The sequence below is a fragment of the Thermomonas carbonis genome, from assembly GCF_014396975.1.
GTDB classification, from domain to species: Bacteria; Pseudomonadota; Gammaproteobacteria; order Xanthomonadales; family Xanthomonadaceae; genus Thermomonas; species Thermomonas carbonis.
In genome coordinates, this window is record NZ_CP060719.1 from 393,185 (window position 1) to 417,303 (window position 24,119).

The window sequence follows — 24,119 nt, forward strand, 5'->3', positions numbered from 1 at the left end:
ACTAACCTGAGTCGCACCGATCGCGACCAGCGATGCTGGCTGGGCGCGCCCTTGATGGCTCATGCGAAGAGCACCGCTCCCCAACAACGGCCCTCAGGCATAGCCTTCGGGCGTGCATCAGCGCGCGAGCCGCTGGCTCGCAAGCGCGCTGCTTCACTCCCTGCATTCGTAAGGGAGGGAGCAGAGCACCTATTCGCGCGGGACGGCCTGAAGCCCCGTTATTGCACCGCACCATCGCGCGTGCTATCACGGAACCATCGACCCGGGGACACAGGCTGGCCAGTCGGATGGCGATTGCGTACGACGAGATGCATGACCCGCTGCGCAGGGTGCGGTCGCACTACGGCGCGTTCGACAATTGGCTCAACCGCACGCCGGAAACCGAGATCGCGCACAAGCGCCGCGAGGCGGAGATTTCCTTCCACCGGGTGGGCATCACCTTCTCCGTGTACGGCGAGGAATCCGGCAACGAACGCCTGATTCCATTCGACCTGGTGCCGCGCATCGTGCCCGCCGGGGAGTGGCGGATGCTGGAGGCCGGGCTGCGCCAGCGCGTGCATGCGCTGAACCTGTTCCTGGGCGATGTCTACGGCGAGCAGCGGATCCTCAAGGAAGCCCGCGTGCCCCGCGACCTGGTGCTGGACAACAGCGAGTACCGCCAGGAGATGCGTGGCTTCGAAGTCCCGGGCGGGGTGTATTCGCATATCTCCGGCATCGACCTGGTCCGCGCCGGCGACGGCGAGTACTTCGTGCTGGAGGACAACCTGCGGGTGCCGTCGGGCGTCTCGTACATGCTCGAAAACCGGCGAATGATGGCGCGGCTGTTGCCGGAGTTGTTCGCGCGCCAGCAGATCGCGCCGGTCGAGCGCTATCCGGACATGTTGCTGGATACCTTGCGCGAGGCCGCGCCGGCCAGCGTGGACTATCCGGTGGTCGCGGTGCTGACCCCGGGCGCGGCCAACTCCGCGTATTTCGAGCATGCGTTCCTGGCCCAGCAGATGGGCGTGGAACTGGTCGAGGGCGCGGACCTGTTCGTGCGCGATGCGATGGTCTACATGCGCACGACGCGTGGACCGCAGCGCGTGCACGTGCTGTACCGGCGGATCAACGACGACTACCTGGATCCGCGAGTGTTCCGCGCGGAATCGATGCTCGGCGTGCCCGGCCTGTTCGAGGCCTACCGCGCCGGCAACGTGACGCTTGCGAACGCGCCCGGCACCGGCGTGGGCGACGACAAGTCGGTCTATCCCTACGTACCGGAGATGATCCGCTTCTATCTGAGCGAAGAGCCGATCCTGCACAACGTGCCGACCCGGGTCCTGCGCAACGCGGATGACCTCGCCTACACGCTGGAGCACCTGCACGAACTGGTGGTCAAGGAAGTCCACGGCGCGGGCGGTTACGGGATGCTGGTCGGGCCGGCATCGACCAAGGCGGAGATCGAGGAATTCCGCCTGCGCATCCTGGCCGATCCCGGCAACTACATCGCCCAGCCCACGCTGTCGCTGTCGACCTGCCCCACGTTCGTCGAAAGCGGACTGGCCCCGCGCCACATCGACCTGCGCCCGTACATTTTGTGCGGGCGTCGGATCAACGTGGTGCCGGGCGGACTGACCCGCGTCGCCCTGCGCGAAGGCTCGCTGGTGGTGAACTCTTCGCAGGGCGGCGGCACCAAGGACACCTGGGTGCTCGAATCGGACGGGGGAATCGGCTGATGTTGTGCCGGACCGCCAGTGATCTGTACTGGGCCGCGCGCAACGTCGAGCGCGCCGAGAACACCGCGCGCCTGGTCGACGTCACCCTGCGCATCGCCCTGCTGCCCGAACGCTACGACCGCGGCCGCAAGGAAGCCGCACCGTGGCGACGCGCACTCGATGCGCTCGGTCTGGCCGACGTGGTGCGCAACCGCTATGGGCGCATCGATGCGGAATCCGTGCAACGCCACCTGCTGCTGTCGGCTGAGAATCCTTCATCCGTTTACAGTTGCCTGCAGGCGGCGCGCGAATGCGCACGCGCACAACGGGTCGCGATCACCGCGGAGATGTACGAAGACCTCAATGTCTCCTGGCTGGAGATGCGCGGCCAGACCTGGAGCAGGCTGCATGCCGACGGCGTCAACAACCTGCTGGAACGGGTGAAGGGACGCTCGGCTTCATTCCGCGGCGTCACCATCGGCACCCTCGGACGCGGCGAGGGTTATCACTTCCTGCAACTCGGGGCGTTCGTCGAACGCGCGGAATGGGCGATCCGCCTGCTCGACATCGCCGGCAGCGAAGGCGACGACGCCGAGACCCGCGAGCAGGCCGCGGTCGACTATTTCCGCTGGAGCGCGCTGCTGCAGTCGCTGTCCGCGTTCGAGACCTATCGCCGGCTGTATCGCGGCGCGGTCAACGCCGCTGGCGTGGTCGACCTGATGCTGCTGCAGGAAGGCAACCCGCGCTCGCTGCTGACCTGCGCCACCACCGCGCACAACGTGCTGCAGACCCTGTCCGGCGACGACAGCATGGAAGTGGTGCGGCAAGCCGGCGCACTGTCCGCGCATTGCCGCTACGCGCGCATCGACGAAATCCTCGAGCAGGATCTGGAAGCCTGGTTGCAGGCATCGATGACGCGGCTCGACCGTCTTGGCAACGCGATCCATCGCCAGTTCATGGTGTCCACCGATGTCGCAACGCCGGTGATGGCCGCGCGTCCCTGGAGCCACGAACAGTAGCTCTTCACCTACGATCGAATGCGCGGGCACAATGCGTGCGCAACGACCCACTTCGGCGACGCCTCCTGACATGACTTATTGCATCGGCCTGAACCTCGACGAGGGCCTGCTGTTCGCCTCCGATTCGCGCACCAATGCGGGGGTCGACGATGTCCGCCGCTTCGGCAAGATGCGGGTGTTCGCGGTGGACGGCGACCGGGTCATCGTCACCCTGTCGGCCGGCAACCTGTCGCTGACCCAGAACACCCTGAACCTGCTCGAATACCGCGCCAACCACGGCGACGGGACCAGCCTGTACAGCGCGCAGTCGATGTTCGAGGTGGCGAGCCTGGTCGGCGATGCGATGCGCGAGATCCGCAAGCGCGACGCGCCCTACCTGCGCGACACCGGCATCGATGCCTCCGGCACCTTCATCGTCGGCGGCCAGATCAAGGGCGAGGTGCCGCGACTGTTCCTGGTGTACTCGGAAGGCAACTTCATCGAGTCCAACCCGGACACCCCGTATTTCCAGACCGGCGAGATCAAGTTCGGCAAGCCGATCCTGGACCGCATGGTCACCCCGCAGACCTCGCTCGACGAGGCCACCAAGTGCGCCTTGGTGTCGTTCGACTCGACCATGCGCTCCAACCTCTCGGTCGGGCCGCCGATCGACCTGCTGCGCTACCGCCGCGACGCCCTGTCCATCGACCTGAAGATGCGCCTGGAAGACGACGATCCCTATCTCAACCAGGTTCGCAGCCACTGGAACGACAGCCTGCGGATGGCGCTGGAATCGCTGCCCACGCCGGCGTGGATGACCCCGCAAGGTTGAGCCGTCCGTCGGCCGGGGCGGCAGACGATTCATCCTTGCAACCCGATAAGGCGATAAACTGCGCGCGCCCTGCCGAGGGGCGCTGCGACCGTGTGGATCCCACCACGGCCAGGCTCGGCACGGTTACATGCAAACGGCGCCCGTTACTGCGAATCCCGCGCGGATTCCGACAACGGAGCACCACATGAACGCACAACTGAAGCCAGCTTCTACAAAGCAATTCTCGACCGAGGGCGACTACAAGGTCGCCGACATTTCGCTGGCCGATTGGGGCCGCAAGGAACTCGATATCGCCGAGCACGAGATGCCGGGCCTGATGTCGATCCGCAAGAAGTACGCCGCCAGCAAGCCGCTGAACGGCGTGCGCGTGACCGGCTCGCTGCACATGACCATCCAGACCGCGGTGCTGATCGAGACCCTGAAGGACATCGGCGCCGACGTGCGCTGGGCGTCCTGCAACATCTTCTCGACCCAGGACCATGCCGCGGCCGCGATCGCCGCCACCGGCACCCCGGTGTTCGCGTGGAAGGGCGAGTCGCTGGAAGAGTATTGGGACTGCACGCTGGACGCGCTGACCTTTCCGGGCGGCAAGGGTCCGGAGCTGGTCGTCGATGACGGCGGCGACGTCACCCTGCTGATCCACAAGGGCTACGAGCTGGAGAACGGTTCCAAGTGGGTCGACGAACCCGCGTCCTCGCACGAGGAAGGAGTGATCAAGGCCCTGCTGAAGCGCGTCGCCGTCGAGCGCCCGGGCTTCTGGCACACCGTGGTCAAGGACTGGAAGGGCGTCTCCGAAGAAACCACCACGGGTGTGCATCGCCTGTACCAGATGGTCGAGGCCAAGTCGCTGCTGGTTCCCGCGATCAACGTCAACGATTCGGTCACCAAGTCCAAGTTCGACAACCTGTACGGCTGCCGCGAGTCGCTGGCCGATGGCCTCAAGCGCGCGATGGACGTGATGCTGGCCGGCAAGGTCGCGGTGGTCTGCGGCTACGGCGACGTCGGCAAGGGCTCGGCGCATTCGCTGCGTGCCTACGGCGCGCGCGTGGTGGTCACCGAGATCGACCCGATCAATGCCCTGCAGGCGTCGATGGAAGGCTACGAGGTCAACACGGTCGAGTCGACGCTCGGCCGTGGCGACATCTATGTCACCACCACCGGCAACAAGGACGTGCTGACCATCGAACACCTGAGCCGGATGAAGGACCAGGCGATCGTCTGCAACATCGGCCACTTCGACAACGAGATCCAGGTCGATGCGCTGAACGCGTTCCCGGGCGTGACCAAGCTCAACATCAAGCCGCAGGTCGACAAGTACACGTTCAAGGACGGCCGCGCGATCTTCCTGCTGGCCGAAGGTCGACTGGTGAACCTCGGTTGCGCGACCGGCCACCCGAGCTTCGTGATGTCGAACTCGTTCTCCAACCAGACGCTGGCGCAGATCGACCTGTGGGCCAACAAGGACACGTACAAGCCGGCCGTCTACATCCTGCCGAAGAAGCTGGACGAAGAAGTGGCGCGCCTGCACCTGGAGAAGATCGGCGTGAAGCTGACCACCCTCACCGCCGAACAGGCTGCGTACCTGGGCGTGGACGTGGACGGTCCGTACAAGCCGGAGCACTACCGCTACTGATTGCTGCGGACTGTCACGCATGTGCAACGGGCACCGCAGGGTGCCCGTTGTGTTTGCGGCGATCAGTCCACTGCGTGCGGATGGAAGCTTGTGCCGACCACGCGACACAGGTCGTCGTTCTCCATCGCCTTTCCGTACAACCAGCCTTGCATGCGGTGCACGCCAATTGCCAGCAAGGCATCCTGCTGGCTGCGAAACTCCACTCCCTCCGCAACCACGTGGGCACCAAAAGCCTGGGCCAAGCTGGCGATAGCCTGGACAATGGCTACATCGGTGGTGGCATCGGGCAGGCCCTGGACGAAACTGCGGTCGATCTTCAACACGTCGATCGGCAGCCGCTTGAGGTAAACCAGCGAAGCGTAGCCGGTACCGAAATCATCGATCGCCAGTTGCACGCCCAACGCGCGCAAATGGGCGAGAATCTCCAGCGCGTGGTCGATATCGCGCATCAGGGTGGTTTCGGTGAGCTCCAGGCACAGCCGCGCCGGATCCAGCCCCGACGCCTCCAGCGCCGCGTTGACGTCCTCGACCAGGCCGGGCTCGTCGAACTGGCGCGCGGACACGTTCACGCGCACGCCCAGCGCGGGCCCATCGGGCCTCAGCGGCCAGCCGACAGCGTCCTGACAGGCCTGCCGCAACACCCAACGCCCGACCGGCAACATCAGGTCCGAAGCCTCCACGACCGCGATGAACTCGGCCGCCACCACCAACCGATCGCCCTTGCGCCAACGCAGCAGCGATTCCGCGGCGACCCATCGACCGGAGGCGGCATCGAACTCGGGCTGGTAGTGCACCTCGAATTGCCCGCGGGCAAAGGCATCGCGCAGGGCGCGTTCCTGACGCATCGCCTCGACCAGCGAGGCGTGGTGCTCGTGGTCGTAAATGGCGAATGCGAAGCGGTCGCCTTCGGAAGCCTGTTTTGCGGCCTCCTGTCCCTGTTGGAGCAACACCCGCGCGTCATGAATCTCACCCTGCTGGGCCAAGGCGATCCCGATGGCGGCTGAGGGATCAACCTCGACATCCGTCCAGTCCATCGTACTCAGCGCCGCCAACACGCCTTCGGCCAGGCGAATCACGGTGCCCTTGAGCGGGTTGGCAGTGATCAAGAGGCTGATGGCCGTTGCCCGGGTGCGCGCGATCTCGACGCCGTAGCCGGCGAAGGAACGCAGCCGCGCGGCGATCCGGCCCATGACCTCGTCTTCGGTCGGAAACCCGGCCGACCACGCGGCACCCCCGGTGGCATTCACCTCCACATGGACGATGGAGGTGACCTCGTCCTTTCGAATCGGGACCGCAAGGCGCTGCCGGATCAGTTCGATCATGTAATCGCGGTTGGGCAGCCCGGTCGTGGCGTCGTGCAGGCGCAGGTGTTCGATCTCGGCTTCGGCACGGCGCCGCCGGGCAATCTCGAAGGCCATCGCCACATAGTCGCCCATGCTTGCGGCGAAGGTCGTTTCCTCACGCGACCAGATGCGCGCACCCAGCACACTCTCATGACAGATGACGCCCTGCAGCTCCCCCCGACAAAGGCAGGCGCATCGAGCAACGCGTGGATGCGGTGTCGCTGCAGATAGTCGCGCAACGCCCGATGCGAATTGGACACGGTGGTGTCCGCATCATCCCGCGGGTCGTCCGCATTGAACGTTCGCACATCCTTCAAGGCAGCGATGTAGTCGTCCCCGTCTAGCGACAGGATTTCCAGCGATTCCTGCGGCTGATGCTCGCCTGTGCCTGCGTGGTAAGCGTGCAGGCAACGCAACTGCAACTTGTCGACTTCGTAGCGCCAGATGCTTACCCGCTCGATCCGCAAAGCCCTTGCTGCCGCCTCGCAGATCGAAGCGATCGCGGTTTCGAACGTGCAGTCTGGATGCCAGATCGCCCGGGTCAACGCCACCAAGGTGCGAGTGAATCGTTCGCTGGTGCTCTGCTCGCCTTCAGACACCCGGATGGGAGCCGACATTTCGAATAAAGACGGCATCGACGGCATCCCAACCCTAGAACCTGAACCGATACTAGCACCAAGGATTTGGGCTTCATGCGTTGTCGCATGCAGATCCGCGTTACGGATCTGCCTGCATCACCGTGTTGCGCCCCGACCCCTTGGCCGCATACAACGCGGTATCGGCGGCGTGGTAGAGCGCATCGGCGTCGTGGTGCAGGTGCGGCTCGAAGGCGGCAACGCCGACGCTGACGCGCAATTGCACACTGGCACCATTGCAGGCACCGATGGCCGCCTCGGCAAGTCCTGCACGGAAGCCTTCGGCGCGATCGAACGCCTGACGGCGCGACATGCCCCGCAGGAGCACGCCGAACTCTTCGCCACCCAGGCGGGCCACCAGCTCCTCGCTGCCTGCAAATGACGCCTGCAAGCGATCGGCGAACTCGCGCAGGCAAGCATCGCCTCGCGCATGTCCATGCTGGTCGTTGATCGCCTTGAAATGGTCGAGGTCGAGGATCAGCAGCGACAACGGCGTGCCGTGGGTTCGCGCCTGCATGGACCAGTCTTCCAGCGCCGACGAAAACCGCCGCCGGTTGGCCAGCCCGGTCAGGCCATCGCGACGGCTTTGCTGCTGGAACAGGTCGCGCTGCTCCCGCAATTCGTCCTCCAGATCGAGACGCTGCAAATATTCCGCATGGGATCGGCGCAAGGCCAGACTCACGTAGAGCAGGTACAGCGCACTCACGCCAATCAGCTCGTAACGCGCGCCACTGGCGACCAGGGCGATCAAGGTAGGCAAGTAGATCAGGAACACTGCGGCAAACGCATGCCGAAGGCGCATCGGGAAGTTGTGCGCAAAGGCAGTGGCGAACGCGTAGGAGCTGATCGCGGCGACAGTACGCGCGCTTTCCTCGGGCGCTGCCAATAGCAACCATGCAGCGGCGGCACCCCATACCCCCGCATTTACCAGTAGCAGCGCCCAGATAAAATCCAACCTCCCGCGGACGGCGTTCTCATCGCTGTCGTCGGGAAGCCCCCGTATCCGGAACCGCATCACGGTCAGGCCGCCAAAGCACACGCCGATCAAGGTGAAGGCCACTGGAGCACGCAGCCAGAGGTCGGCGGCAACCCCCGCCAGCAGCCACAGCAGCACGTAGAAGGGACCACCCAGGCGCAACCGTTGCAGGGTTTCGCGTAGCTCCTGCAACAGGCGCGGCGCCGCCTGTGCGGATGAGATCGCGCGATCAATCGTTTCGGACATCGGAGTCCCCATGCCGGCACGATGCATGGGCGTGTTCAACGTCGTCAAGCAACGTTTACTCGCGACCGAACATCATTCATCTTTTGTTTCATCCGGATGAAGAGATATACTCCCGCCATCCTGCACGCGAACGACGCCATGCTGCCGATCAGTTTCGAGTTCTATCCGCCCAAGACCGACGAGCAACGCGCGCAACTGGACCGCAGCGTGCAGAAGCTGAAGGCGCATGCGCCGCAGTTCATGTCGGTGACCTTCGGTGCCGGCGGCTCCACCCTCAGCCATACCCCGGAAACCGTGCAGCGCCTGCGCAGCGAACACGGCGTGGCCGGCGTGCCGCATCTCACCTGCGTGGGCGGCAACCGCGAGGAAATCCGCTCGCTGCTCAAGCTGTACCGCGCACTGGGCTGCGACCGCATCGTCGCGCTGCGCGGCGACACGCCCTCGGGCATGGTCCGCAGCGGCGACCTGCGCTATGCCAACGAACTGGTGGAACTGATCCGCGCCGAGCACGGCGATCACTTCGCGATCGAAGTCGCGGCCTATCCGGAAACCCATCCGCAGGCGGAAGACGCGATGGCCGACATGCGCAACTTCAAGCGCAAGGTCGATGCCGGCGCCGACAGCGCGATCACCCAGTACTTCTACAACACCGACGCCTATTTCCGCTTCGTCGATGATGCACGCGCGCTGGGCATCGACATCCCGATCATTCCCGGGATCATGCCGATCTCCAACTTCACCCAGCTGCGGCGCTTCTCCGAAGCCTGCGGCGCGGAGATTCCGCGCTGGATCGCACAGCGCATGCGCGGCTACGGCGACGACGCCGACAGCATCCGCGAGTTCGCGTCCGACTTCATCGCCAAACTGTGCGAGCGGCTGATCGCAGGCGGCGCGCCGGGGCTGCACTTCTACACGCTGAATCTCTCCAGGCCGAGCGCGGCGATCCTGCAACGGCTGGGCTGATCACTTCCTCGATGCAGCGCGCGCGGTTAGGCTGCGCGGCATGCATCGCCCCGCCCTGCTCCTGCTGCTGTTGATCACCGGCCTGCTGGCACCCGGCGCGGTACTGGCGCAGGTGAAGCGGTGCACCGCCGCGGATGGCACCCTGATCTACACCGACCGCAAATGCGACGACATCGGCGCGACGGAGCGCCTCGGCGCGCTGCCGTCGGCAAGTGGCGTCGTCGCCGGCCACGCTCGCAACGTCTGCGCGCGCACCGTGCAGGACCTGGTCTATTCCTTCAGCAACGCACTGCAATCGGGCGATGCCAACCAGGTCGCCGGCGTCTACGACTGGGCCGGGATGGGGACCTCGAACGCCTATCGGGTGATGACGCGCCTGGAAGCCATCGCCAGGCGCCCGCTGATCGACGTGCAACCGATGTACAGCGGCGACACCAATGCCTACGGCGACGACATCGTCACGTTCGACGAGACCACCGGCGAAGTGATCACCCGTGCACCGCGCAAACCGCGGTTGATCGGCCTGCGAGTGGAGCAGACGCTCGCGAATGGCAGCACGCCGTCGCGCACCAACTTCGGCCTGCGCCAGCGGATGGGTTGCTGGTGGGTGCGGCTTTGAAACCGATCGGCGCGGCGGTCAGCGCAGCCTGACCAGCCAGCCGTGGCGGTCGGGCAAACGGCCGTACTGGATATCGGTGAGTTCCTTGCGGATCGCCATGGTCACCTCGCCCGCCGGCGCATTGGCATCGCCGATGCTTAAATCCTTGCCCTTCAACTCGCCGATCGGGGTGATCACCGCCGCGGTGCCGCAGGCGAAGGCTTCGACGATTTCGCCCGAGGCCACGCCGTCGCGCCACTCGTCCAGCGAGACCTTGCGTTCTTCCACCTGCAGGCCGCGGTCGCGGGCCAATTGCAGGATGCTGTGGCGGGTGATGCCGTCGAGGATGCTCCCCGACAATTCCGGGGTGACGATGCGGCCATCGGCGTAAACGAGGAAGACGTTCATGCCGCCGAGCTCCTCCAGGTATTTGCCCTCGACCGGATCGAGGAACAGCACCTGCGAACAACCCTGCGCACGCGCTTCCAGCTGCGGCAGCAACGACGCCGCGTAGTTGCCGCCGCACTTGGCAGCACCGGTGCCGCCCTTGGCCGCGCGCGCGTACTCCTGCGACAGCCAGATCGACACCGGCGATACGCCATTGGCGAAGTACGCACCGGCCGGGCTGGCGATGACGTGATACGCCGCGGCCTGTGCCGCGCGCACACCCAGGAAGGCCTCGGTCGCGATCATGAAGGGACGGAAATACAGGCTGGTTTCCGCTGCCGACGGCACCCACTCGTGGTCGACCGCGACCAACTGGCGCAACGATTCGACGAATTCGTCCACCGGCAGTTGCGGCAACGCGAGGCGCGCCGCGGAACGCTGAAGACGCTCGCCGTTGGCGCGGGGACGGAAGGTCCAGATGGAGCCGTCGGCATGGCGATAGGCCTTGATGCCTTCGAAGATTTCCTGGCCGTAATGCAGTACCGCAGCCGCCGGATCCAGCGAAAGCGGCCCGTAGGCATGCACGCGCGCATCGTGCCAGCCGCCCGCGGCGTCCCAATCGATGGTGACCATGTGGTCGGTCAGGTGCTTGCCGAAACCGAGGTCACCGGCAAGCAGCGCAGCGCGCGCTTCGTCCGTGCGGGCATGCGTGGAAGGCGTGACCCGGTAGGCCAGCGGGGCGGCGGAGGGAGTGGTCATGCGGGCATCCTGGAGAAAATCGTGCCTGCACATTATGCCGCCACAGCGCGTTATCCGAAGCGCAGCGTCGCGACCACGCCGGTGTCGTCACCCGGGCGCACACGCACGTCCCAGCCGTACAACGCGCACAACCGGCGCACGATCGACAGGCCGATGCCGCCACCCTGCGAATGCCCGGCATGGGTGCCGCGATAGCCGCGCTCGAACAGTTTGGCGGCATCTTCCGCGCTGAGGCCGGGGCCGGAATCCACCACTTCCACCGCGTCATGGAACACGCGGACCACGACCGCGCCACTCTGGGTGTACTTCACCGCGTTGCCGATCAGGTTGCCCAACGCGACCGCCAGCGCGGACTCCGGGGCCTCCAGCAACACCCCGGTCTCGCCTTCAAGGCGCAGCTCGATGGGCTTGCCGCCCAATTGCGCGCGATGGTGGTCCAGCAATTGCTGGGCGACCTTGCCCACGTCGCACTGGCCGACCGCGCGCTCGTTGCGCGAAAGCAGCAGCAGGGCACTGATCAGGTCGGTGCACTGCAGTTCCGCGCGCTGGATGCGCTGCAGGCGGGTGCGCGTGCGTTCGTCGATCTCCGGCTTGGACAGCAGCAATTCGACCGCACCGCGGATCACCGCAAGCGGCGTGCGCAGTTCGTGGCTGACGTCGGCGTTGAATTCGCGGTCGCGCTGCACCACTTCGGTGAGGCGCTCCGAATAGTCGTCGAGCGCCTTGGCCAGCTCGCCCACTTCATCCTCCGCGAAATACGGCGTCAGCGCTTCCGGATCCGAGCTGTTGCCGCTCCGCCGCAATCTGCGTGCCAGCTCCGATACGGGTGCCATCACGCGCGATGCCGACCACCAGCCGAGCAGCAACGAAAGCAGCGTGAACAGCGGCACGACCAGATAAAGCGCCTTCTCGAACTTCTCCGTCCGGCGTGCGCTTTCCTGCATGTCGTAGGCAAGGAAGAACCACGTATCCGGCGTCTTGCGGACGGCGAGCTTGTAGGCCAGCGGCATGCCCTTTTCGTCAGTTCCGACCATGGGGTGGATCCCGTCGCCGAGCCCGTACCATTCCGGATATTCCGCCTTCAGCGCTTCGAATTTGTCCTTGCCCACAACGCGCCCGTACATCTGCTGCACCGGCAGGCCGATGTCGCGCCCGCCGCTTGCGTAATAGCGGTCCGCATAGGCGTTGATGTTGCGGTCCATCAGGTCGGTGATCATGTCCTCCTCGACCCGGCCGCGCACCCAGTTGGTCGCGAACGCGAGCAACAGGGTCAGGCTCAGGCCCAACAGGGCGAACGACAGGATGATGCGGGTGCGCAGCCGCCGCCTGCCGGCCGGCGCGCGTCGCGGCGCGGCCGCCTCAGGCATCGGGCTCTGGCGGCGCGATGCGGTAGCCGATGCCGTGGCGGGTCTGGATCATCGGCACGCCGAACGGCTTGTCGATCACCGCGCGCAGACCGTGGATATGCACGCGCAGCGAATCCGAATCGGGCAACTCCTCGCCCCACACGCGGGTCTCGAGTTCCTGCCTGGTCACCACTGCCGGCGAGGCTTCCATCAGCGACTGCAGGATCTTCAGCGCGGTCGGATTGAGTTGCAGCAACTTGCCCTCGCGGCGGACTTCGAGGGTGTCGAGGTTGAATTCGAGCTCGCCGGTGTTGAGCACGCGCGCCTGCGGGCCCTTGCCGCGCCGTGCCAGCGCGTTGAGGCGCACGTCGACTTCCTGCAGCGCGAACGGCTTGATCAGGTAGTCGTCGGCACCGGAATCGAACCCCGCCAGTTTGTTGTCCAGCGAATCGCGGGCGGTCAGCATCAGCACCGGGGTCTGCTTGCGCGCCTCGTTGCGCAGCTTGCGGCAGACTTCCAGACCGTCCATGCCGGGCAGGTTGAGGTCGAGCACGATCGCATCGAACTCGTGCACCACCGCCAGGTGCAGGCCGGTCACGCCATCCGCGGCGAAATCGACGGTGTGGCCGCGATCCTCCAGGTAGTCGCCCAGGTTGGCGGCGATGTCCGAGTTGTCCTCGATGACCAGGATGCGCATGCAGTCTTCCTTGCGGGGCGGGCGTTGCGATGTGACCGCCGGGAGCGCCGACGGTTCCGGGATTCTGTCACAGGCATGGCGCGCTGCGTCCGGATGGGGAGGCACCGGCAAGCGGACAAACGAAGGCCCAGGCGGGGGACGCCTGGGCCTTAAGGTCACTGCTGCCCTGCATGTTGCCGCTGGGGGGAAATCACCGGCACCACGTGGGCGACGATACGGGCTGCGCGATTAAGAATCCGTCAAATCGGTGTTGCGTTCGCGTTTGCGCGGCGAGGTACCGTGGCTCGCGACGTGGGCGATGATCGTGCCCGCCACGTCGACCCCGGTCGCTGCCTCGATGCCCTCCAGGCCGGGCGAGGAATTGACCTCCAGCACCAGCGGCCCGCGCTTGCTGCGGATCAGGTCCACGCCGGCCACGCCCAGGCCGAGAATTTTCGCCGCGCGCACCGCAGTGTCCATTTCCGCGCGCGTCGCGCGCACCGCCTTGGCGCTGCCGCCACGATGCAGGTTGGAGCGGAAATCGCCCTTCGGTGCCTGCCGGCGCATGGCGGCGACCACGCGGTCGCCAACCACGAAGCAGCGCAGGTCGGCACCCTTCGCCTCGGCGATGAACTCCTGCACGATGAAATTCGCGTACAGCCCGCGCAGCGTCTCGATCGCCCCGCGGGATGCCGACAGCTTCTCGGTCAGCATCACCCCGTTGCCCTGGGTGCCTTCGTTGAGTTTCACCACGTGCGGCGGCGGGCCGAGCATCGCCAGCAGGTCGCCGGTGTCGTCGGGGTTGTCGCCGAACACCGTCACCGGCAAGCCGATCCCGCGCGCGGCCAGCACCTGGTGGCAGCGCAGCTTGTCGCGGGCGCGGGCGATCGCCGCCGCGCTGTTCGGGGTGTAGCTGTCCATCAGCTCCAACTGCCGCAGCACTGCGCAGCCGTAGCGGGTGACCGACGCGCCGATCCGCGGCACCACCGCGGCATAGCCGGAGATCGGCGCGCCCTTGTAGCGCATCTCGAAGCCATCGGTGCTGATCCGCATGTAGCAACGCAGCGGATCCAGCACGCGCACGCTATGGCCCTGCGCGCGTGCCGCCTCGACCAGGCGACGGGTCGAGTAGAGCTTGCTGTTGCGCGACAGGATGGCGAGTTTCATCGAGGGCTTCGTGCTGGGGCGTCGGGGGCGGCAATGGTTCCACGCGGCTTGCGCCGGTGGATGAACGAAGCCAACGGATCGACCACGAACATTCCGGCCAATGCCGTGCGCCCGAGCAGCATCGGGAAGCGCATGCCGCAACGATCCGCCAGATTGATGTCGATGTCGCGACCGACCCCGGCCAGCTCCAGCCGGGTACGCAGGAACACGCGCCGGGTGCGGTGGCCACCGGAATCGGTGACCTCACGTTCGTCCGCGACCGGGGCGAACACCTCCATCGGCAATGCGCGCCGCGCCGGAATCAGCGAGAAACCGACCCAGGGCGCGCCGGCCTCGGTGAAACGCCATTGCCGATCCACGTGCAGCGCGGAGCTGCGCGCACCGGTATCCAGTTTGGCGCGCACGCGCGGCAGGCCGAGTGCGGGCAGTCCCGCCCATTCGCGCCAGCCGACCTCGATCATCGCCATCCATGCGCCCCGGAAACAGGAAGGGCGGCATCCGTCGAGGAGTCCGCCCTGCCGTGATCATGATTGTGGAGCGGGTGAAGGGAATCGAACCCTCGTCAGTAGCTTGGGAAGCTACAGCTCTACCATTGAGCTACACCCGCGGTACCGGTGTTGGATTGCGCGGCAAGTCTATGCCGCGCTCCGCGGATGACGCAACGCAGACCTCCCGGGCCTGCGCTGCGTACCGGTTCAGAACTTGCCGCTGACGGTCAGGAAGAAGCTGGCGTCGTTGCCGCCCTTCTGGCCGACGGTGATATTGCTGCCGGTGGTGACGTCCAGCCCGAACAGCTCGCTGTGCACGCCATAGGTCAAGGTGCCGTAGGTGTCGTCCAGCGGCAGGCCCGGCACCGCGTAGGGCAGGGTGCCCGGCATCGACACCGACTGCGCGAACGCCTGCGCCGGCGCATCCTCGAACTCGCGGTCCCAGGTCAGGCGCGCATACGGCTTGACATGGTCGTTGATGGCGAAGCTCGCCTGCCAACCCACGCTGCCGATCAGCGAGTCGCCGTTCTGCTCGAGGTATGCGAGGGCAGTGGACTCCGTGCTGTTCTCGACATAACCATCGACCGAGATCTTCTGCGCGAGCACGCTCAACACCGGGCCGTGCACCAGCTTCTCGTGACCGAAGTTCCAGCCAGCGCTGCCACCGACGCTCAGGTTGTCGCCATCCGGGGAACCGCTGTGGACGCGGCTGGCCTGGCCCAGGTTGACCTGACGGTGGACGTCATAGCCGAGCTTGGTCCAGCTCAGCTGGCCGGTGGCCCACATCGCGTCGCTGGTCCAGCCGATGAAGCCGCCGACGCCGGCATCGGTCTGGCGGAAATCGCCGCGACGCTCGCCGAAGTCGATGTCCTGGCGGCCGTAGCCGGCGAACGCGCCGTAGGTCAGGTTGCCGCTGCGCCAGCCGACGCCGACGCTGCCGGTAAGCCCGGGGCCGTCGAAGCCCGGATTCTGCGAGCGCTGCTGGTCGCCGCGGATGTCGGCCCACCAGTGAGTGCCGTCGCCTTCGGCCAGCAACATGCCGCTGACGGCGCTGTCGACCTGCTGCGCGCGCGCGCGGCCGACCATCGATGCCGAGCGCGGCAGGATCGCGATCTGGCGCGGCCCCTCGATCACGGAAATCGCGAAGTCGGCGATCGCCTTGTGCGCGCCGCTGGTGGGATGCACGCCATCGGCAAACAGGTAGCTGTTGGGGGCGCCCGGATCCACCAGCGAGGTCGGGTTGCAGGTCAGCGACTGCGCGGTGATCTGCGGTTGGCAGGCAGTGCCGGTGACGTTGGTGATGCCGAACTGCCCGGGATTGGCCACCACTTCCTGCAGGAAGTGGAAGGTGTCCAGCGGGATCACATGCAGGCCGGCCGATGCAAGGCCACCGAACAACGCGTTGTTGTAGCTGTTGGTGAGCGCGGTGCCCTGGGCCATGGCCAGCGCACCACCCGCGCGCGAGGCCGGGGTCAGGCCGAGGTCGGGAATCGTGGGCACGAGGATGTACTTGGCACCGGCCTGGGTCAGCGCGCCGACCAGGCCGATCTGCGCGGTCACCGCACCGCCGATGATGACCTGCGCCTGTGCCGGGTTCGCCTGCACCGCGAACAGGTCATTGCCGCCGCCCCACACCGTGTACAGGGCATTGGGATCGACCGTGTTGCCGGAACTCAGATAGCGCGCGTACTGGCTGGCCAGCGACGGTGTGTAGCCGAGCACATCGACGGTATCGGTACCCACGCGCGCACCGCCCACGGCCCAGTTGTTGCCACCGGCGCTGAGGGCCGGGGTGGCACCGGTCGCCTTCCACGCGACGTCCGCGTTGCTGTCGTAGTAGTCGGCCAGGTACTGCGACCAGACGTAGCCCGGGTTGGTGGTGAACTGGCCGGTGACGTTCTGCACGTTGGCCGGCAGCAGCGAACGGAAGAAGCCGCCATCGGTCAGGCTGTCGCCGAAGAAGATGGTCTGGGTGAACGGCGAGTCGGCGGGACCGGCGAAGGCCGGTGCGGCGGCCAGCGCGATCGCGGCGGTCAGCAGGGTCCGGCGGAGGGTGGCTTTCATGGGGAATCCTCGGATGAATCGGGTGGGAGGTGCCTGGCAATGGCGGCCAGCGCGCCGACATACGACAGCGAATGGCGCGTATGGTTTCACGAAAATCTAACGGCTTCATGTTGCACCGCCGCACGCACCGGGTGCGAACCGGCGACAATCGCGGCATGGACATCCAGCTCAATGGCGAAACCCGCCAGATCGCCGAACCGGCCACCCTCGCCGCCCTGCTAGAAGACGAAGGCCTGGCCCAGCGCCGGGTTGCGGTGGAGGTCAACGGCGAGATCGTCCCGCGCGGCCGGCATGCGACGCACGTCCTGCAGCCCGGCGACACGGTAGAGATCGTGCATGCATTGGGCGGTGGTTGAGGCCGAAGGCGGGAGCGGCGGGCATTCGCTACCCGGCTCGAAATGCCGCTGCACGAACACCCGCCGCTTCCACCTTCGGCGATAATCGGCACATGACGACCCTTCTCGCGCACGACCCGCTGGTCATCGCCGGCAAACCATATGCCTCGCGCCTGTTGACCGGCACCGGCAAGTTCAAGGATCTCGATGAAACCCGCCTGGCGACCGAGGCTGCGGGTGCTCAGATCGTCACGGTCGCCATTCGCCGGACGAACATCGGCCAGACCCCGGGCGAGCCCAACCTGCTCGACGTGCTGCCGCCGGATCGCTACACGATCCTGCCCAACACCGCCGGCTGCTACACCGCCGAGGATGCCGTGCGCACCTGCCGGCTCGCCCGCGAACTGCTGGACGGCCACAACCTGACCAAGCTGGAAGTGCTGGGCGACCAGCGCACGCTGTACCCGGATGTGGTGCAGACGCTCAAGGCCGCCGAGATCCTGGTCAAGGACGGCTTCGAGGTGATGGTCTACACCAGCGACGATCCGCTGCTGTGCAAGCGCCTGGAGGAGATCGGCTGCGTGGCGGTCATGCCGCTGGCCGCGCCGATCGGTTCCGGCCTGGGCATCCAGAACAAGTACAACCTGATCGAGATCATCGAGAGCGCGAAGGTGCCGATCATCGTCGATGCCGGCGTCGGTACCGCCTCCGATGCCGCCATCGCGATGGAGCTCGGCTGCGATGGCGTGCTGATGAACACCGCGATCGCCGGTGCGAAGGACCCGGTGCTGATGGCGCATGCGATGAGGCTGGCGGTCGAAGCCGGCCGCGCCGCGTTCAAGGCCGGGCGCATCCCGCGCAAGCGCTTCGCCTCGGCGTCGTCGCCGATCGACGGATTGATCGCCTGAGATGACCGATCCGTTCGCGAGCGACGGGCGCAAGGCACCGCGGAAGCCATTCACCATCGAGGAAGGGCAGCGCAAGGTGCGCAGCTTCGTGCTGCGCCAGGGCCGCTTCACCGAGGCGCAGCAACGCGCGTTCGATGAACTGTGGCCACGTTTCGGGCTCGATTACGCAGGTACAGCGCGCGATTTCGATGCCGCGTTCGGGCGCGATGCGAAGCGCATCCTCGAGATCGGCTTCGGCAACGGCGAGGCCTTCCGCTACTCCGCGCAACGCGACCCGGCACGCGACCACATCGGCATCGAAGTGCATGCGCCGGGCGTCGGTCGCCTGTTGAACGCGCTGGCCGCGGACGATGCCCGCAACGCGCGGGTCTACCACCACGATGCGGTCGAGGTGCTGGAACACGAGGTCGCCGATGGGTCGCTGGACGAGATCCGCATCTACTTCCCGGATCCGTGGCACAAGAAGCGCCACAACAAGCGCCGATTGGTGAATCCGGATTTCGCCGTGCTGCTGGTGCGCAAGCTCGCGCCGGATGGCCGCTTGCACCTCGCCACCGATTGGCAGGACTATGCGGAGCAGATGTGGGACGTGCTCGACGCGACCGACGGCATCGCCAATCGCGCCGGCATGCGCGGTGCGGTGCCACGCCCCGACTGGCGGCCGCAGACGCATTTCGAGACCCGCGGCCAGAAGCTCGGCCACGGCGTGTGGGACTTGCTGTACGACCGTTGCTGATCCTCTGATCGAACACGGACAAGGACGCCACGCCGCCGAATGGACACCGCGCTGACGCTCACCACCGACATGGAGCTCGTGCTCGGGCTGGTGGTCTTCACGATGGTGATGTTCCTGTTCGAGCGCATCCGCGCCGACGTGGTCGCGCTGGTCGTGCTGGTGATCCTGGGCCTGACCGGGCTGGTGCCGCGCGAGGACCTGTTCGGCGGCTTCTCGGGCAGCGCGGTCATGAGCATCATCGCGACCATGATCCTGGGCGCGGGACTGGACCGCACCGGCGCGCTGAACCGCCTGGCCAGCTGGCTGCTGCGACGCGCGCACGGCGTCGAATCGCGATTGCTGCTGTACACCACCGCAGCGGCGGGCATGACCAGTTCGATCATGCAGAACCCGTCGGTGATGTCGCTGTTCCTGCCGGTGGCGTCGCGCTTGTCGTCGCGCACCGGGCTGACCCTGTCGCGCATGTTGCTGCCGCTGGCGGCGGCGATCGTGATGGGCGGCGCGCTGACCATGGTCGGGAATTCGCCGTTGATCCTGCTCAACGACCTGCTGGTCGCGGCCAACGCCAACCTGCCGTCCGGCGCGGCCTCGCTGGAACCGCTGAACATGTTCGCGCCGATGCCGATCGGCCTGGCGCTGCTGGCGCTGTCGCTGGCGTATTTCCATTTCTTCGGCAGCAAATTGCTGCGCGAGGACGGCGGCGACGCAGTGACGCCGGCGCGCACGCAAAGCTACTTCGCCCGTGCCTACGGCATCGAGGGCGACGTGCACGAGCTCACCGTCGGCGTCGACAGTCCGCTGGTCGGCATGAGCCTGGGTGATGCCGAAGCGCTGCATGGCGCGCCGCTGTTCCTGGCCCTGCAGACCGCCAACGAGTCGCGCCTGTCGCCCCCGGCCGACGCGCGGATCTGGGTCGGCAGCGTGCTCGGCGCGATGGGGCCGAAGCAACTGGTCACCGATTTCGCCCAGAACAACTTCCTGCGGATGTCGTCGCGGTTGCGCGCATTCGGCGACCTGTTCAACCCGAGCCGCGCCGGCATCTCCGAGGCGGTGGTGCCACCGACCTCCGGCTTCATCGGCAAGACCCAGGCGCAGTTGCGCCTGCGCAAGCAGCACGGACTGAGCCTGCTGGCGATCAACCGCGACAAGCAGGTGTTGCGAGAGGACGTGCGCAACACCGCGATCCGCGCCGGCGACATGCTGGTCCTGCACAGCATCTGGACCGACCTGGCGCAGGCGGCGAAAGGCAAGGATTTCGTGGTGGTCACCGACTACCCGAAGGACGAGCAGCGCCCGCACAAGTTCAAGATCGCGATGGCGATCTTCGCGGCGTCGATGCTGCTGGCGCTTTCCTCCAAGATCCCGGTGCCGATCGCGCTGATGACCGGCGTGGCTGGCATGCTGGTCGCCGGGGTGATCCACGTCGACGAGGCCTACGCGGCGATCAGCTGGAAGACGGTGTTCCTGATGGCCTGCCTGATCCCGCTGGGCTGGGCAATGGATTCCAGCGGCGCGGCGGCCTGGCTCGCCGGGCACACCCTGGAGCAATTGCCCGAAGGTTTCCCGCTGTGGCTGCTGCAATTCCTCATCGGCCTGCTGACCACCCTGTTCTCGCTGGCGATCAGCCATATCGGCGCGACCATCATCATGGTGCCGATCGCGATCAACGTGGCGCTGGCGGCGGGCGGTGATCCGGTCGCGTTCGCGCTGATCGTCGCGCTGTCGGCATCCAACAACCTGATGACCGCATCCAACCCGGTGATGTCGATGGTCACCGGCCCGGCCAACTACGCAGGCCGCGACCTGTGGCGCGTCGGCGGACCGCTGTCGCTGGCGTATCTGGTGGTGATCGTCATCGCGATCAACCTGCTTTATCAGCCGTGATCCCGGCGAAAGCCGGAATGACGGCTCAGGATCGATGTGCCAGCCGAACCGCATCGCCATGCACCTCGACGGCGACAGCACGCAACGCCTCTCCTCGACAAGGCCCCGCCACGCACACGCCATTCGCCAGTTCGAAGCTGGCACCGTGCGCCGCGCAGACCAGCGTGCCGTCCTTCGCGCGCAGGAATTTGCCCGGTGCCCAATCGAGCCGACGCCCCGCATGCGGGCACACATTCAGCCACGCGCGCACATCGCCGGCGGCATCGCGATACAGCAGCAGCGATTCCGCATCGCCCTCCACCACCGCCTCGATTTCATGCACGCTGTCCGGCGGCAATGCATCGAGCCGCGCCAGCGCTTGCGCGGCCTCGTGGCCGATCCCGCCATCGCCATGATTTAACGAACTGCTCACAACTTGCGCGGCCGATCTCCGGATACTGCCGGCATTGTGTCATGGCGCTCCGGCGCCGCAGGAACCAGACCACGATGTCGATCTTCCGCAATACCCTGTTCAACCGCGTGCGTTTCGCCACCTTCGGCGCACCGCGTCGTCCGCGTCATCCGTTCCTGCGCATCGCGCTGGGCCTGGTCGGTGTTGCGCTGCTGCTCGCACTCCTGTTCGTCAGTGTGTTCGTGGGCATCGCGATGCTGGCCGTCGGCATGCTGTATCGCCTCATGAAGCAGCGACGCACGCCGATGGCTGCGCACGCGCGCAGCATCGACGGCGACTATCGCGTCGTCGGCAAGGCGCAACTGCCGCTCGCGCACTGAATGGACGACCCGGCTTCCGGCGATCTGATCGCTGCCGCGCCGACGCCACGCATCCCGGTTCGCGACCGCGCCGGCAAGCTCCTCGGTGCATTCCCGGTGCGGCGCATCTACTGCGTCGGCCGCAACTTCGCCGACCACGCGCGCGAGATGGGTGCCAGCGCACCCGCCTCGAAAGCCGAGCGCGGCAACCCGGTGTTCTTCATGAAGCCGGCCGATGCGGTCGTCATCGATGGCGAGGTGCTGTATCCGCCAGGCACATCGGACCTGCATCACGAAGTCGAACTGGTCGTCGCACTGGGCAGCGATGCGCCCACGGGCGAGCTGGCGGTCGATGACGCGATGCTGCTGGTATTCGCCTACGGCGTCGGCCTGGACCTGACCCGCCGCGACCTTCAAGCCGCAGCGAAAGCCAAAGGCCTGCCGTGGGATACCGGCAAGGGCTTCGATCATTCCGCACCGGTCAGTGCCCTGCTACCAGCCTCGGAAGCCGGCGACATCGAAACACTGGCGTTGTCGCTCGACATCAACGGCGAGCGCCGCCAAGAGTCCGGACTGGACCAGCTGATCTGGAACGTGCCGGAGATCCTGCACGAACTCTCGAAGCTGTACGCGCTGCGTGCGGGCGATCTGGTGTTCATGGGCACGCCGGCCGGCGTGGCCGCGCTGCAACCAGGCGACACCTTCGATGCGCGACTGGGCGATATCGCGCGACTGCAGGGTCACATCGTGCAGGCGTCGGTGTAGGCTGACCGCACGCCAACCACGACCTGACAGGAGCACGCGATGGGCATGATGACGGAGTTCAAGGAATTCGCGATGCGCGGCAACGTCATCGACCTCGCCGTCGGCGTGGTGATCGGTGCGGCGTTCGGGAAGATCGTCACTGCCCTCGTCGACAAGGTCATCATGCCGCCGCTCGGGCTGCTGATCGGTGGCGTGGATTTTTCGAAGATGGCGATCGTCCTGAAGGAAGCGACCGTCGATGCCGCAGGCAAGGAAGTACCCGCCGTCGTATTGGCGTATGGCGAATTCATCAATGCCCTGGTCCAGTTCGTGATCGTGGCCTTCGCCATCTTCCTGGTGGTCAAGGCGATCAACCGCGTGCACAGGAAGCCCGAGGAAGCGCCGGCCGCTCCCCCGGAAGACGTGCTGCTGCTGCGCGAGATCCGCGATTCGCTGAAGAAATAACCGCGCGACTTCCAGCACATCTTCGACGAAGCCGCGAGCCTTACACTCGCGGCTTCGTCGTCTACCGGATTCGCCATGCGCCGCACCCTGCTTGCCGCCGCCCTGTCCCTGCTGGTCGCACTGCCGTTGCAGGCGCAACAGCCCACGCGCATCGACGATACGGCGATGGCGCAGGCCGCAACCTTGCGCGAGCGCGCACTGGCCGATGACACCGGCTGGAAGGTCGTCGAATCGCTGACCACCGAAGTCGGGCCGCGCCTTGCCGGCAGCGAAGCCGATGCGCGCGCGGTGGAATGGGCGAAGGCCAAGTTCAAGGCGCTGGGCTACGACAAGGTGTGGACGGAACCGGTGACCTTCCCGAAATGGGAACGCCGCAGCGAGTCCGCACGCGTGCTGGGCGCGAGTGCACAGGCATTGCACGTGACTGCACTCGGCGGCAGTCCGGGTGGCCGCGTGGAAGGCGAGGTCGTGCGGTTCGCGTCGCTTGATGACTTGCAGAAGGCGGTGCCCGGTTCGCTCGCCGGCAAGATCGCCTTTGTCGATTACCGGATGGAACGTGCGCGCGACGGTCGCGGGTATGGCCCTGGCGGACGCGTGCGCAGCGCGGGACCCTCTGCGGCGATCAAGGCGGGTGCGATCGGCTATGTGATGCGTTCCGCAGGCACCGATTCCCATCGCAACCCGCACACCGGCATGACCCGGTTCGATGAAAGCCTCACGCCCATCCCCTCCGCTGCGCTGTCCCTGCCGGATGCCGACCAGCTGGCACGGCTCACCGCACTGGGCGCGACCCGGATCTCGCTGCAACTGGACTGCGGCTGGGATGGCGAATACACCTCGCAGAACGTGATCGGCGAAATGACCGGCCGTACGAAGCCGCACGAAGTGGTGGTGATCGGCGGCCACCTGGATTCCTGGGACCTGGGCACCGGCGCGATCGATGATGGTGCGGGCGTGGCGATCTCGATGGCCGCCGGGCATCTGATCGGCGCGTTGCCGCAGGCAAAGCGTCCGGCGCGCACGATCAGGGTGATCGCATTCGCCAACGAGGAGCAGGGCTTGTGGGGCGGCCGCGCCTATGCGCAAAAGCACGCCGCGGACATCCGCAAGCATCAGCTTGGCGCGGAAAGCGACTTCGGTGCCGGTCGCATCTATGCCTTCGCGGCGAAGACGCCGGATTACGCCAAGGATGCCGTGGCGAAGATCGCGCAGGCGCTTGCGCCGCTCGGCATCGAACATCGCGAAGACGGCGACGGTTGCGGGCCGGACCTGTCTCCGTTCAACGCGATCGGCATGGCCTGCGCCGGCCTGTCGCAGGACGGCACCGACTACTTCGACCTGCATCACACACCGGACGATACCCTGGACAAGATCGACCCGAAGGCACTCGCGCAGAACGTCGCGGCATACACGGTGTTCGCGTTCCTTGCCGCCGACGCCGACGGCGATTTCGGCAGCGCGCCGAAGGTGCCAGAAGTGCGCAAGTGATCGC

General features: G+C 66.4%; 23 protein-coding genes, 1 tRNA gene, 1 pseudogene and 1 riboswitch. Of the genes and pseudogenes, 14 read left to right on the top strand and 11 right to left on the bottom strand.

Features of this window, described 5'->3' with window-relative positions; all coding sequences use genetic code 11:
* Positions 1-287 precede the first annotated feature (287 nt).
* The 4 genes from H9L16_RS01950 to ahcY all read left to right on the top strand — a co-directional run bounded on the left by H9L16_RS01950 (position 288) and on the right by ahcY (position 5,157).
* Positions 288-1,715, top strand: coding sequence for a circularly permuted type 2 ATP-grasp protein (locus H9L16_RS01950; RefSeq protein ID WP_187552939.1), 1,428 nt, complete (start codon positions 288-290; stop codon positions 1,713-1,715).
* On the top strand, positions 1,715-2,713 hold the full coding sequence (locus H9L16_RS01955; RefSeq protein WP_187552940.1) for an alpha-E domain-containing protein: 999 nt from the start codon (positions 1,715-1,717) through the stop codon (positions 2,711-2,713). Before H9L16_RS01950 ends, H9L16_RS01955 begins: the two co-directional genes overlap by 1 nt.
* Before the next feature lie 70 nt (positions 2,714-2,783).
* The gene (locus tag H9L16_RS01960; RefSeq protein WP_187552941.1) at positions 2,784-3,524 is read left to right on the top strand and encodes a proteasome-type protease; all 741 of its coding nucleotides are present in this window, start codon (positions 2,784-2,786) and stop codon (positions 3,522-3,524) included.
* A gap of 68 nt (positions 3,525-3,592) precedes the next feature.
* A riboswitch (S-adenosyl-L-homocysteine riboswitch) is annotated at positions 3,593-3,673 on the top strand.
* A 35-nt stretch (positions 3,674-3,708) separates the two neighbouring features.
* Positions 3,709-5,157 carry an adenosylhomocysteinase gene (gene ahcY, locus H9L16_RS01965; RefSeq protein ID WP_187552942.1) on the top strand — a complete coding sequence of 483 codons (1,449 nt, stop codon included), beginning with the start codon at positions 3,709-3,711 and terminating at the stop codon, positions 5,155-5,157.
* Between the two features lie 62 nt (positions 5,158-5,219).
* Here ahcY and H9L16_RS01970 read toward each other — a convergent pair whose 3' ends face one another.
* The 3 genes and pseudogenes from H9L16_RS01970 to H9L16_RS01975 form a co-directional block, all read right to left on the bottom strand.
* The gene (locus H9L16_RS01970; protein WP_187552943.1) at positions 5,220-6,644 is read right to left on the bottom strand and encodes a putative bifunctional diguanylate cyclase/phosphodiesterase; all 1,425 of its coding nucleotides are present in this window, start codon (positions 6,642-6,644) and stop codon (positions 5,220-5,222) included.
* An 86-nt stretch (positions 6,645-6,730) separates the two neighbouring features.
* Positions 6,731-7,144, bottom strand: a pseudogene (locus H9L16_RS16455) (hypothetical protein); the annotation flags it as partial.
* Positions 7,145-7,217: 73 nt separating this feature from the next.
* On the bottom strand, positions 7,218-8,249 hold the full coding sequence (locus H9L16_RS01975) for a GGDEF domain-containing protein (RefSeq protein WP_194523945.1): 1,032 nt from the start codon (positions 8,247-8,249) through the stop codon (positions 7,218-7,220).
* Positions 8,250-8,495: 246 nt separating this feature from the next.
* Here H9L16_RS01975 and metF point away from each other — a divergent pair, with 246 nt between their 5' ends.
* Both metF and H9L16_RS01985 read left to right on the top strand, forming a co-directional pair.
* Complete coding sequence (gene metF, locus H9L16_RS01980) at positions 8,496-9,320, top strand: methylenetetrahydrofolate reductase [NAD(P)H] (RefSeq protein WP_187554005.1); 825 nt, start codon at positions 8,496-8,498, stop codon at positions 9,318-9,320.
* Positions 9,321-9,360: 40 nt separating this feature from the next.
* Complete coding sequence (locus H9L16_RS01985) at positions 9,361-9,939, top strand: hypothetical protein (RefSeq protein WP_187552944.1); 579 nt, start codon at positions 9,361-9,363, stop codon at positions 9,937-9,939.
* 18 nt (positions 9,940-9,957) lie between these two features.
* Here H9L16_RS01985 and H9L16_RS01990 read toward each other — a convergent pair whose 3' ends face one another.
* From H9L16_RS01990 to H9L16_RS02020, 7 genes are all read right to left on the bottom strand, one after another.
* A complete protein-coding gene (locus H9L16_RS01990) occupies positions 9,958-11,064 on the bottom strand; it encodes a branched-chain amino acid aminotransferase (RefSeq protein ID WP_187552945.1) in 1,107 nt (368 codons plus the stop codon).
* A gap of 50 nt (positions 11,065-11,114) precedes the next feature.
* Positions 11,115-12,431: a sensor histidine kinase gene (locus H9L16_RS01995; RefSeq protein WP_187552946.1), complete on the bottom strand. Its 1,317-nt coding sequence runs from the start codon at positions 12,429-12,431 to the stop codon at positions 11,115-11,117.
* Positions 12,424-13,107 carry a response regulator transcription factor gene (locus tag H9L16_RS02000; protein ID WP_187552947.1) on the bottom strand — a complete coding sequence of 228 codons (684 nt, stop codon included), beginning with the start codon at positions 13,105-13,107 and terminating at the stop codon, positions 12,424-12,426. The genes H9L16_RS01995 and H9L16_RS02000 overlap by 8 nt, the downstream gene beginning before the upstream one ends.
* Positions 13,108-13,335: 228 nt before the next feature.
* Positions 13,336-14,253: a 30S ribosomal protein S6--L-glutamate ligase gene (gene rimK / locus H9L16_RS02005; RefSeq protein WP_187552948.1), complete on the bottom strand. Its 918-nt coding sequence runs from the start codon at positions 14,251-14,253 to the stop codon at positions 13,336-13,338.
* Positions 14,250-14,720 (bottom strand): ATP-dependent zinc protease family protein, encoded by a 471-nt coding sequence (locus H9L16_RS02010; RefSeq protein WP_187552949.1) that lies wholly within the window; start codon positions 14,718-14,720, stop codon positions 14,250-14,252. Before H9L16_RS02010 ends, rimK begins: the two co-directional genes overlap by 4 nt.
* Positions 14,721-14,786: 66 nt before the next feature.
* Positions 14,787-14,860: transfer RNA gene (locus H9L16_RS02015), tRNA-Gly, on the bottom strand.
* Positions 14,861-14,948: 88 nt separating this feature from the next.
* Positions 14,949-16,778 carry an autotransporter domain-containing protein gene (locus tag H9L16_RS02020; RefSeq protein ID WP_425507246.1) on the bottom strand — a complete coding sequence of 610 codons (1,830 nt, stop codon included), beginning with the start codon at positions 16,776-16,778 and terminating at the stop codon, positions 14,949-14,951.
* A 182-nt stretch (positions 16,779-16,960) separates the two neighbouring features.
* On the opposite strand from H9L16_RS02020, the gene thiS reads away from it, so the two are divergent.
* The 4 genes from thiS to H9L16_RS02040 all read left to right on the top strand — a co-directional run bounded on the left by thiS (position 16,961) and on the right by H9L16_RS02040 (position 20,668).
* Positions 16,961-17,161 carry a sulfur carrier protein ThiS gene (gene thiS, locus H9L16_RS02025; protein ID WP_187552951.1) on the top strand — a complete coding sequence of 67 codons (201 nt, stop codon included), beginning with the start codon at positions 16,961-16,963 and terminating at the stop codon, positions 17,159-17,161.
* Between the two features lie 92 nt (positions 17,162-17,253).
* Complete coding sequence (locus tag H9L16_RS02030; protein ID WP_187552952.1) at positions 17,254-18,048, top strand: thiazole synthase; 795 nt, start codon at positions 17,254-17,256, stop codon at positions 18,046-18,048.
* 1 nt (position 18,049) lies between these two features.
* Positions 18,050-18,784: a tRNA (guanosine(46)-N7)-methyltransferase TrmB gene (gene trmB, locus H9L16_RS02035; RefSeq protein WP_187552953.1), complete on the top strand. Its 735-nt coding sequence runs from the start codon at positions 18,050-18,052 to the stop codon at positions 18,782-18,784.
* 39 nt (positions 18,785-18,823) lie between these two features.
* Positions 18,824-20,668 (top strand): SLC13 family permease, encoded by a 1,845-nt coding sequence (locus H9L16_RS02040; RefSeq protein ID WP_187552954.1) that lies wholly within the window; start codon positions 18,824-18,826, stop codon positions 20,666-20,668.
* A 25-nt stretch (positions 20,669-20,693) separates the two neighbouring features.
* On the opposite strand, the gene H9L16_RS02045 is transcribed toward H9L16_RS02040, so the two are convergent.
* Positions 20,694-21,047, bottom strand: coding sequence for a Rieske (2Fe-2S) protein (locus H9L16_RS02045; protein ID WP_187554006.1), 354 nt, complete (start codon positions 21,045-21,047; stop codon positions 20,694-20,696).
* 74 nt (positions 21,048-21,121) lie between these two features.
* Here H9L16_RS02045 and H9L16_RS02050 point away from each other — a divergent pair, with 74 nt between their 5' ends.
* The 4 genes from H9L16_RS02050 (at position 21,122) to H9L16_RS02065 (ending at position 24,115) form a co-directional block, all read left to right on the top strand.
* Positions 21,122-21,439, top strand: a complete 318-nt coding sequence (locus tag H9L16_RS02050; protein ID WP_229796513.1) for a hypothetical protein — start codon at positions 21,122-21,124, stop codon at positions 21,437-21,439.
* Positions 21,440-22,183 carry a fumarylacetoacetate hydrolase family protein gene (locus tag H9L16_RS02055; RefSeq protein WP_187552955.1) on the top strand — a complete coding sequence of 248 codons (744 nt, stop codon included), beginning with the start codon at positions 21,440-21,442 and terminating at the stop codon, positions 22,181-22,183.
* A 39-nt stretch (positions 22,184-22,222) separates the two neighbouring features.
* Positions 22,223-22,627 carry a large-conductance mechanosensitive channel protein MscL gene (gene mscL, locus H9L16_RS02060; RefSeq protein ID WP_187552956.1) on the top strand — a complete coding sequence of 135 codons (405 nt, stop codon included), beginning with the start codon at positions 22,223-22,225 and terminating at the stop codon, positions 22,625-22,627.
* A gap of 75 nt (positions 22,628-22,702) precedes the next feature.
* A complete protein-coding gene (locus tag H9L16_RS02065) occupies positions 22,703-24,115 on the top strand; it encodes a M28 family peptidase (RefSeq protein ID WP_187552957.1) in 1,413 nt (470 codons plus the stop codon).
* Positions 24,116-24,119 lie beyond the last annotated feature (4 nt).

Coding starts and splice junctions, on each gene's coding strand:
- H9L16_RS02000 (WP_187552947.1), bottom strand. CDS start 13,107: ATGCGCATCCTGGTCATCGAGGACAACTCGGACATCGCCGCCAACCTG.
- mscL (WP_187552956.1), top strand. CDS start 22,223: ATGGGCATGATGACGGAGTTCAAGGAATTCGCGATGCGCGGCAACGTC.
- H9L16_RS02050 (WP_229796513.1), top strand. CDS start 21,122: ATGGCGCTCCGGCGCCGCAGGAACCAGACCACGATGTCGATCTTCCGC.
- H9L16_RS01995 (WP_187552946.1), bottom strand. CDS start 12,431: ATGCCTGAGGCGGCCGCGCCGCGACGCGCGCCGGCCGGCAGGCGGCGG.
- H9L16_RS01950 (WP_187552939.1), top strand. CDS start 288: ATGGCGATTGCGTACGACGAGATGCATGACCCGCTGCGCAGGGTGCGG.
- H9L16_RS02055 (WP_187552955.1), top strand. CDS start 21,440: ATGGACGACCCGGCTTCCGGCGATCTGATCGCTGCCGCGCCGACGCCA.
- H9L16_RS02030 (WP_187552952.1), top strand. CDS start 17,254: ATGACGACCCTTCTCGCGCACGACCCGCTGGTCATCGCCGGCAAACCA.
- rimK (WP_187552948.1), bottom strand. CDS start 14,253: ATGAAACTCGCCATCCTGTCGCGCAACAGCAAGCTCTACTCGACCCGT.
- H9L16_RS02040 (WP_187552954.1), top strand. CDS start 18,824: ATGGACACCGCGCTGACGCTCACCACCGACATGGAGCTCGTGCTCGGG.
- H9L16_RS01990 (WP_187552945.1), bottom strand. CDS start 11,064: ATGACCACTCCCTCCGCCGCCCCGCTGGCCTACCGGGTCACGCCTTCC.
- ahcY (WP_187552942.1), top strand. CDS start 3,709: ATGAACGCACAACTGAAGCCAGCTTCTACAAAGCAATTCTCGACCGAG.
- H9L16_RS02010 (WP_187552949.1), bottom strand. CDS start 14,720: ATGGCGATGATCGAGGTCGGCTGGCGCGAATGGGCGGGACTGCCCGCA.
- H9L16_RS01960 (WP_187552941.1), top strand. CDS start 2,784: ATGACTTATTGCATCGGCCTGAACCTCGACGAGGGCCTGCTGTTCGCC.
- H9L16_RS01955 (WP_187552940.1), top strand. CDS start 1,715: ATGTTGTGCCGGACCGCCAGTGATCTGTACTGGGCCGCGCGCAACGTC.
- thiS (WP_187552951.1), top strand. CDS start 16,961: ATGGACATCCAGCTCAATGGCGAAACCCGCCAGATCGCCGAACCGGCC.
- H9L16_RS01985 (WP_187552944.1), top strand. CDS start 9,361: ATGCATCGCCCCGCCCTGCTCCTGCTGCTGTTGATCACCGGCCTGCTG.
- H9L16_RS02065 (WP_187552957.1), top strand. CDS start 22,703: ATGCGCCGCACCCTGCTTGCCGCCGCCCTGTCCCTGCTGGTCGCACTG.
- metF (WP_187554005.1), top strand. CDS start 8,496: ATGCTGCCGATCAGTTTCGAGTTCTATCCGCCCAAGACCGACGAGCAA.
- trmB (WP_187552953.1), top strand. CDS start 18,050: ATGACCGATCCGTTCGCGAGCGACGGGCGCAAGGCACCGCGGAAGCCA.